General features: G+C 58.4%; 6 protein-coding genes and 2 pseudogenes. 3 read left to right on the forward strand and 5 right to left on the reverse strand.

What is annotated here, in order from left to right; genetic code table 11:
* Positions 1-60: 60 nt before the first annotated feature.
* The 3 genes from QQJ84_RS09040 to QQJ84_RS09050 are packed head-to-tail and all read right to left on the reverse strand — an operon-like array spanning position 61 to position 2,800.
* Entirely contained in the window at positions 61-534 is a 474-nt protein-coding gene (locus tag QQJ84_RS09040; protein WP_284257826.1) for a tyrosine-type recombinase/integrase, read from the reverse strand.
* Positions 531-1,898, reverse strand: coding sequence for a tyrosine-type recombinase/integrase (locus QQJ84_RS09045; RefSeq protein WP_284257828.1), 1,368 nt, complete (start codon positions 1,896-1,898; stop codon positions 531-533). The genes QQJ84_RS09040 and QQJ84_RS09045 overlap by 4 nt, the downstream gene beginning before the upstream one ends.
* Entirely contained in the window at positions 1,895-2,800 is a 906-nt protein-coding gene (locus QQJ84_RS09050) for a site-specific integrase (RefSeq protein WP_284257829.1), read from the reverse strand. Before QQJ84_RS09050 ends, QQJ84_RS09045 begins: the two co-directional genes overlap by 4 nt.
* 455 nt (positions 2,801-3,255) lie before the next feature.
* Between QQJ84_RS09050 and QQJ84_RS09055 the strand changes: the two are divergent.
* Positions 3,256-4,023 (forward strand): annotated as a pseudogene (locus tag QQJ84_RS09055) (IS110 family RNA-guided transposase); the annotation flags it as partial.
* A 261-nt stretch (positions 4,024-4,284) separates the two neighbouring features.
* Here QQJ84_RS09055 and QQJ84_RS09060 read toward each other — a convergent pair.
* A pseudogene (locus QQJ84_RS09060) lies at positions 4,285-4,653 on the reverse strand (transposase); the annotation flags it as partial.
* A gap of 201 nt (positions 4,654-4,854) precedes the next feature.
* On the opposite strand from QQJ84_RS09060, the gene QQJ84_RS09065 reads away from it, so the two are divergent.
* Positions 4,855-5,643, forward strand: coding sequence for an SGNH/GDSL hydrolase family protein (locus QQJ84_RS09065; protein ID WP_284257831.1), 789 nt, complete (start codon positions 4,855-4,857; stop codon positions 5,641-5,643).
* A gap of 609 nt (positions 5,644-6,252) precedes the next feature.
* On the forward strand, positions 6,253-7,770 hold the full coding sequence (locus QQJ84_RS09070; RefSeq protein ID WP_284257832.1) for a DHA2 family efflux MFS transporter permease subunit: 1,518 nt from the start codon (positions 6,253-6,255) through the stop codon (positions 7,768-7,770).
* 195 nt (positions 7,771-7,965) lie between these two features.
* Here the strand turns inward: QQJ84_RS09070 and QQJ84_RS09075 are convergent, their stop codons facing one another.
* Positions 7,966-8,262 (reverse strand): transposase family protein, encoded by a 297-nt coding sequence (locus tag QQJ84_RS09075; RefSeq protein WP_284257833.1) that lies wholly within the window; start codon positions 8,260-8,262, stop codon positions 7,966-7,968.
* Between the last annotated feature and the right edge of the window lie 67 nt (positions 8,263-8,329).

The raw sequence follows: 8,329 nt of genomic DNA on the forward strand, positions 1-8,329 counted from the left end.
CATTCTTCCAAAAACCCTCCCTCCAATACGCCGCCTGATGTCGGTTTATTTACGCACTGATTAATAGAGGAAGGAGAGCAACGCGTGATCGCGTATGCCTTCGAGCGTCGAACGGTTGGGCTGGGCGAGGATCGCCGTCACTTCGGCCGGATCCAGATAGCATGGTTCCGATACCGGCGCGCGCTTGACAGGGATGTTGAGGATTTCCACGCATTGCGCGATCGATCCGGGATCCCTAGTGGCCACGAAGTGGAAGAAGCTGCGGATCGCTGCAAGCCGGCAGTTGCGCGTGCCAATCGTACCGCCACGGTCATGTTCGGCGTGACTGAGGAATGCGGCGACCTCGCTGGCGGCCAGATCGGCCAACCTGATCATAGCCACCTTCTTCCCCGTGCGCTGGGCCACGAACCGGAGCCACAACCGCCAGGTATCGCGGTATGATCGAACCGTATGGATGGACGCGTTGCGCTGCTCGACCAGCCATTCGTAGAAGAACGCGCGCATCAGGTCCGGGAACCGGTCAACCTTGCTCATGGCCGCACCTCCTGCCCCTGACTGAGGCACGGCGCGCCAACTGCCCGGAATCGTTCATTTGCGTAATACAGCGGCTCCTGCGTGACGGTGATGTAGACCAAGGTAGAGTTGATATCCCTATGACCGAGATAGGTCGCGAGGAACGGCAAGCGGTCCTGCGGGTTGATGTCCGTTCGGTACCATTCGAGGATCCTGTCCACGACCATCGAGTGGCGCAGGTCGTGAACGCGAGGCCCTGTTTGTCCTCGCAATGGCTTCAACCCCGCTCGGCGTATGACGTCGGCGAGCAGCCAGGTGATCATTTCCGGCGTGTAATGGCCATCGCCTCGCTCGTGCCAGAACAGGCCGGAGCGCGTGTCCTGTGATCCACCGGCACGCCGCCGCGCATCGATGTAGCCCCTAAGCTCGACTACAACGCTGTCGGGTAACGGCAGAATCCGGGTCTCGAAAAACTTGGTCTGCCGGATGGTTATCGTACCGTCTTGCAGGTCAACGTCACCAAGATCGAGACGGGCAAGCTCGCCACGCCGCAAGCCTGCACAATAGGCCAGTATCAGCATCGTGTACATGCTCAGCGGCCGAAGCGGGACCCGTGGAGACGGATAGGTGCGGGCAACCTCGAGCATCCGCCGCACGTCGGCAGGCGAGTAGATATGAGGCTTTCGCCATTGCTTGGCGGCCTCCTTCCTCGGTCTCGGGTCCGGTCGCCGCACAGGTACCGACGGGTCGCGGTGGCGAAGAATTTTCGCAAAGACGCGCTTGAGCTTTTCACATTCCTCCGTGTGGTGACGCGTGACATTCGTTGCCGCCCATCGATCGATCATGGCGCTCAGCGGTTCGCCTTCCGGTCCCCGATGCAACTGCAGGAATCGGTCGAACCGCAAGAGCAACAGGGGCTGCGAAGTGTATTTGTATCCTCTGCGCCGCATCATCGCGACATGCTCGGCCATCATTTCGCCGAGCATGCTGCCGAACGGCCTGGGCTGGCGCAGTTCGGCAAGAGCCTGTCCCGGACCCCGTGACGCCAATGCTCGCCAGATCGGCATGCACTGCTTGATATTGCACTCATCGCGTAGGGCGACAACGGGATTGCGTTGGACCGCGCCGATTTCCAACAGGTGTTCGAGGAACCGATCCACGATGCGGGTGCGGTGCAAGAGCGTGGACGGCGCTCGGCGAACGGATGATTCTCGCAACCAGGCCAGCAGCACTTCCTGACCGAGGGCATCGTAACGTTCGGCGACCTCCTGGAAGCCATGCAAGACCTGCCGATAACAGGCTCGGCTTTTCATGCCGCGCAGATCAAGGCTCGCGACATGGCGGCCAATGATCGCGCGGTCGGGATCGGGCCAGCGGGGGGTCATGCCAGCACCTCCATTCCCGGCACGTCAAGCGCGATGGCCCTGAGATCCTCGGCAGCAAGCTTGAGGTAGGGCGCCGTCGATCCTGTCGAACGGTGCCCCAGCACATCGCCGATGATCTTTTGAGGCACCGCGACCCGCAACATCTCAACCGCGCGCGCATGACGGAAGATATGGGGTCCACACTTACCAGGCGGTTGAACGCCAGCGTCACGGAGTCGCCGGCGAACCACGCTGTAAAGCTTGTCGAGCTTGCGATAGGGCGCGCGTGTGCGGAGGAAGATTTCCCTGGCGTCCGTCACGGGCCGCCCGGAACGCAGATAAGCAAGCACTGCTTCGCCGACCGGCTCCATCAGGGGCAGCGATGTGCTGGCTCGTGTCTTGCGGTGGCGAACATGGATGGCTTCCGCCCGCCAGTCGATGTCCTCGATCCGCAGATTGCGGATTTCTCCAGACCGTAGCCCATATGTTGCAAGGAGTTGCAGGATCGCATGGTCCCGCAGTCCCGCCGATGTCTCGTCCTTCCTTGCGCGCTCCAGCACAGCAACTATCTGATCGCGGTGCAGGACTGAGGGTACTCCTTCGTATGCATAGAGCGTCGGCGCTATGATATGCCCTGACAGGCCCGTTGTGACGCGACCGGTGATGTGGAGATATCGCAGCAACGAGCGAAGCCGCTCTGCGACAGACTTCAGAGAGCAGCGCGTCAGTTTCGGCGCGCGCAGATCCATATAACGGTCTACGTCAACGACGCTCAGCCCCGCCAAGCCGCCGCTTCCGTGATCGATCTGCCAGGTAAGGAAGTTCCGCGCTTCCCACATTAACGCTGCGACGCTGGAGCCAGCCAACCCACGTTCCTCACGCAGCCAGATTTCGTATTCGTCGCAAATTGCAAATCTGATCACATCGGCCGCGCAGGTAGGCTGGATTGCTGGTGGCCAATGACCGTGAGCTAATCGCAACAGGGCATGAATTCCGGAGCGCGGGACCTCGTGCCAACGCGCGCTGGGACGTCGACCACGCTCCCGTTCAAACATTACGATCGCGTGCCGCAGGTATTACTCTACCTGCACGTCGATCACGTCCGCGATCAAGATGGCGCGCGGCCCCAGATAATCCAGAAACCCAGATGCGTAGGTGCAGTAGTTCCTCGCCACGACCGGGCTGTATCGCTGACTGAGAAGCGAGGAATTGAATTCGGTAATTAGTTCGTGACGGCAAGCGGGCATTGGCTGGTCCTCCGTTGGTTGATTGACCCGCAGAGGTTCGGCACTGAATAATGCAAAGCAAGCCGATCCGAAAACGGCGAAAATCCGCCGATCAGGCCACGCTCCTTCGCATTATGGGGACCTCGTGATTAGTCAAGCGTGGAAAGACCGATGCGGCGGATGCCGAGGCGATCTGCGAGGCGGTCACAAGGCCGACCATGCGATTTGTTCGGGTAAAATTGGCCGAACAGCAATCGGTGCTTATGCTGCATAAGACGCGAGAGTTGCTCGTCCGTCAGCGGGTGATGCTGACCAACGCACTGCGCGCCCATCTCGGAGAATTCGGCATAATCGCCCCACAGGGTCTCGCCGGGATAAAGCAATTGCTCGAGTTGTTCCAAGGGTGTGGGCGGGCGTTACCCGTCCTGGCGCGGGAAGCGCTGAATGGGGTGATCGCCCACATCGAAAGTGCTGAACGCCAGATTGAAGTGATCGACGCGAAGATCATGGTCTGGCATCGTAGCAATGAGCAAAGTCGGCGCTTGGCGGCAATCCCCGGCATCGGTCCCATCACGGCGAGTGCGATTGCGGCCAGTGTGCCAGATGCGACGGTATTTCGGTCTGGAAGACAGTTTTCCGCCTGGCTCGGGCTAACACCCCGATCGCAGAGCAGCGGCGGCAAGGAGCGCACAATGGGCATCACCAAGCAGGGCGATGGATATATACGCCGTCTTTTGGTGGTCGGCGCAACAGCGGTGCTGCGCCACGCGCGGCAGAGTAATCCAAGCCGGGCGTGGGCATTGCGTTTGCTCGATAGCAAGCAACCAAAAGTAGTCGCGGTCGCACTCGCCAACAAGACCGCGCGGATCGCTTGGGTGCTCATGGCAAAGGGAGAAGCATATGTCGCGCCGGTAGTCTGACTATGTCGGTTGATTACGCCGGGCGCGACTGAAATCGCGTAAAGGTGCTGAGAGATGATGCCGAACCGGTCGCTTCCGGGAGTTGGTAAAATCCGTGGAGTCAATGCGCTTCTCCAGCGCGCAATGTTGATCGGAGGGACTCGCGGACTTCATCATGGCCAGCGTAGCTCTGCCACGCATCGAACAGGCCGTAGACATGACTGCATGCGATTATCGCCGCGTTCTCTTTTCCCCTTGCGCGACGGGGGCGTTCCAGACATGCCGCGCGACGTCAACCGAGTGCCGGCCTTTCTTCGGCATGCCGGTGTCGTCGATGATCAGGGCACGGATCGGACCGCGCTTGGCGATCAAAGGCAGGACACGCGCCCGCACCGCTGCCAGCACCGTATCATCCGACCAATCAGATTTTGCCACGAAGTGGTGCAGCGACCGGTGCGCCGCCTGCACCCGGCCTGGCTGCAAGCGCGCTGCCATCGGCTCAACGCTTTTGCGGTCACCCGGCAGCAGCAGTCCCGCGCAATACGAATGAAACGGCACCGCACGGTCGGCATGACCAAGCGCCGAACTTAATGCCTCGACATAGGCCGAAAAACGTGATTCGCTGCCACGCCGTCCAGACTTGAGACCCATAACGTAACCCCGCCTCCACGGTTAAGAATCTCCAGACAAGACATGACAAATCACATTCGAATCGGGCAAGAGTTTACGACACAGTAAGATTAGCATGGTTTACGCGGGTCAACATTCTAGTTAAACTGCATTTGCACAACGCCTACAATGGATAATTTCCTGAAGCTAGCCGCGCTCCATTAAGAGTGAAAAGGAATGACAATGAAATCAAACGGAGCGAACCCATCGCGTGCACGATATGTTGCGTTGGGAAGCTCTTTCGCCGCGGGTATCGGCCTTGGCCAGCGCGTTCCCGGAAGTCCCAGGCTCTGCATGCGGACCGTCAACAGCTACCCGCAGCAACTGTCGCGGCTGACCGGCATGTCACTTGTGGATGTGACCAGCTCGGGCGCCAAAACGACGCACGTGCTGCGTGGCGGGCAATATTTTCAAGCCGCGCAACTGGATGCACTGGATGGTGAGACGGAACTTGTTACGATCACGATCGGCGGCAACGACATCAGCTATGTCGGAGATCTGGTTTTTCTGGCAGGCCGCCACGGCCGCGGGGTTTTTGGCTGGTTGCTGCGGCACATCTGGAAAGGCCCGTTGGCGCCTGACAAACGCAACTGGGCCGCGTTGCAGGCTGATCTGCTGGCTGTGTTTCAGGAGATACGCCGCCGCTCGCCGAATGCACGGGTCATCGTCGCAACCTATCCGACCATCCTGCCACCTGAAGGAATCTGTCCATCACTTAATCTCACCGCGGCGGAGGCGGCGATGATGCGGCAGGTTGGTGTCCGGCTTGCTGAAATCACCCGAACCGCCGCGCTCGAAGCCGACGCCGAAATTTTCGATCTGGAGAAAGTTTCTGCTGGTCACCACGCCTGTGCCCCCGAACCCTGGGTGCAGGGCGGACGAAAATCCGCGGGCACATTGTTCCATCCGTCGCTTGCGGGTGCAACAGCAACGGCAAAGGCGATGGCGCAGTTTCTCGGCCGGATGAACTGACGCATAGCGAGCAGAAATATGGCGTCAGCTTTGCCTTAACAGCAGCAGAAAATCTCCAAAGCCGTGTCCCTGGCTGAGCACATGGTCCCGCGCCAGGCGTGCCGCTTGTTCCGCTGGCTGTGACAAGCAATTTTGCATGCGATGATCGCCTTGTTCCACTTTTACCCTTGCGCGACGGGGGCGCTCCAGACATGCCTATCCAATCTTCATTTAAGGTCGAAGAAGCAACGCCTTAAGTTTTGTAGCAATGCGCAGCCTTTCCGCGCTGAGATTACAGGGGTGACACCGCATACAAGTCAGGCTCTCTGTTTGCGTGATCTGCGCGTTCGAGTCGCGCTATCGGCGAACCGCGCAAATCCTGGTTGGACAACGGCGCCATATCGGTGATCGCCTAGCATGCTTGCCGCGGCTGCACCCAACCCGCGCATACGTTGGACGCCGCCGGCCGTCAGCAAACGCTGGAGCGGTATTTTAGCGCATGGGCATTGCAATTCGCTCCGCATCACTTCCAATCTACGGGCTCAGATAATAGTCATGCCTACCCGGCCAAAGGTTCAACAATGAACTCGCCCGCTGGCCAAATCAACAACAGAAACCGCGGAGCGTCACGTGGAGGCTAAAGCCCGGATTGCCATTACATCATGCCTGATTTTGGCAACCCTGATGCAGGCATTGGACACCACCATCGCCAATGTCACACTGCCCTACATGCAAGGCAGTGTGTCCGCTAGCCAAGACGAGATCGCATGGGTCCTCACATCCTATATTGTTGCCGCGGCAATCATGACGCCGCCTACCGGTTTTTTCGCCACCCGCTTTGGCATCAAGCGGGTGCTTCTGGTTTGCATCTGCGGCTTCACCATTACCTCCATGCTCTGCGGCGCCGCGCAATCCTTAACGCAAATTGTTGTCTTTCGCTGTTTGCAAGGCGCGTTGGGCGCAGCTATAAACCCACTCACCCAAACCGTGATGTTCAATATTAATCCGCCCGAGCGCTACGGCCGCGCCATGTCCACGTTCAGTCTCCCCATAATGACCGCCCCGCTCCTGGGGCCCGTCGTGGGTGGGTGGCTAACCTCTGACTATTCCTGGCGTGCCGTATTCTACATCAACGTCCCACTCGGCGTGCTGGCCTTCATCGGTACGTGGGTGTTTTTGCCGGAAACCAAGGTGAATTCGAACTTTAAGCTGGACTGGCTCGGTTTTGGTACTCTAAGCCTCGCCATCGGCGCACTGCAAATATTACTGGACCGCGGCGCAGAGCAGGATTGGTTCTCCTCCCGGGAAATAATCATCGAGTGCGTGCTCGCCGGCGTTGCTTTCTATTTGTTCCTCGTGCACGTCTTCACAACGCGCACGCCGTTCATCAGGCCCGCTCTCTTTACGGACCGCAATTTCACCGCCAGCACGATATTCACCATCAGCCTCGGCATCACCACCTATGCGGCCCTTTCTCTACAGCCGCCTTACCTGCAAGAGCTGATGAATGAGCCCATTGTCACGGCCGGCCTTGTCATGGGCCCGCGGGGCGTCGGTACTATCTTCTCGATGCTTCTCGCCGGCCGCCTACTCGGCTTGGTGGACACTCGGATCATCCTATTCGCTGGGCTTACCGTATCAGCATGGGCTTTCTACGCCATGAGCCGTTGGACGCCGGATGTCTCGAACACGAGCATGATGTTGGTCGGTCTAATCCAAGGAGCGGGCCAGGGAATTATTATGGTTCCTTTGTCCACCATAAGCCTGTCCACATTAGCACCTGAGCATCGCGCCGAGGGTGCTGGCATTTTCAATCTTGCCCGAACATTGGGGTCGAGCATAGGTATTTCCATAGTCAACAGCCTGCTCACATATAACGTTCAGATCAACCACGCTGAAATCACCAACGACGTCACACCTTTCAACCGGCTGCTTACGTCATCTCATTTGACTGCTTTCTGGAGCCCGTACAGTGCGGGCGGCAGCGCTGCACTTGATGCCGTTATCAACCGGCAGGCGCAGGTTATTGCCTATAATGATGACTATGTTTTCCTTACGTTGGCAACACTCGTCACGGTGCCGCTGTTGCTGTTCATCAGAAAACCAAGGAACCTAGCCCGTATTATGCGTCACTCCGACCACGAATAGGTAAACCTCTGAAATTCCTACACATTCTAACATACGACCAAGCTTGCAGCTGTTTTCAGGGCTTTTTAGAATTAGAAGTAATTTCAATGCCTTGCTGGGCGTTCGCCGACCCTCATGAATTATCCGGGCTAGAAACAGAAGCGGATTTGCTAGCGGAATGACGTTAAAATTCACTCGCCCGACAGGTTCATACGTTTAAAGGTCATCACCGTTATCCGCCATCACTACCGCGCCCAGGATGTCGGCAACCGCCAGGGCATCGAGGACGCGCAGCGTTTCAGTCAGCGTCGCGTGACACGGGGTAGGGTCACGCATAAAACCCAATTGCCGCTTTTGCTCGCGCGTCAGGCTACGTCCCAGATGAAACGCAGCCTTCATGCCCCGCCGCCCACAAAGCATGGAAACCAAAATCAGACCGAGGATCGACCAAAGCCTGTAGTCCCGCCCTTGCCGGCCACGCGGATCGGGGATCCGTTCCAAAACCTTCTTCAACTGTAAGCGCTGTTAATCTGCCCCTTTGAAAGCCACTTCTGAGCTTTGAGGTTTTGTGCTCTACTCT

This window comes from Acidocella aquatica (assembly GCF_030160635.1).
Classification (GTDB): Bacteria; Pseudomonadota; Alphaproteobacteria; order Acetobacterales; family Acetobacteraceae; genus Acidocella; species Acidocella aquatica.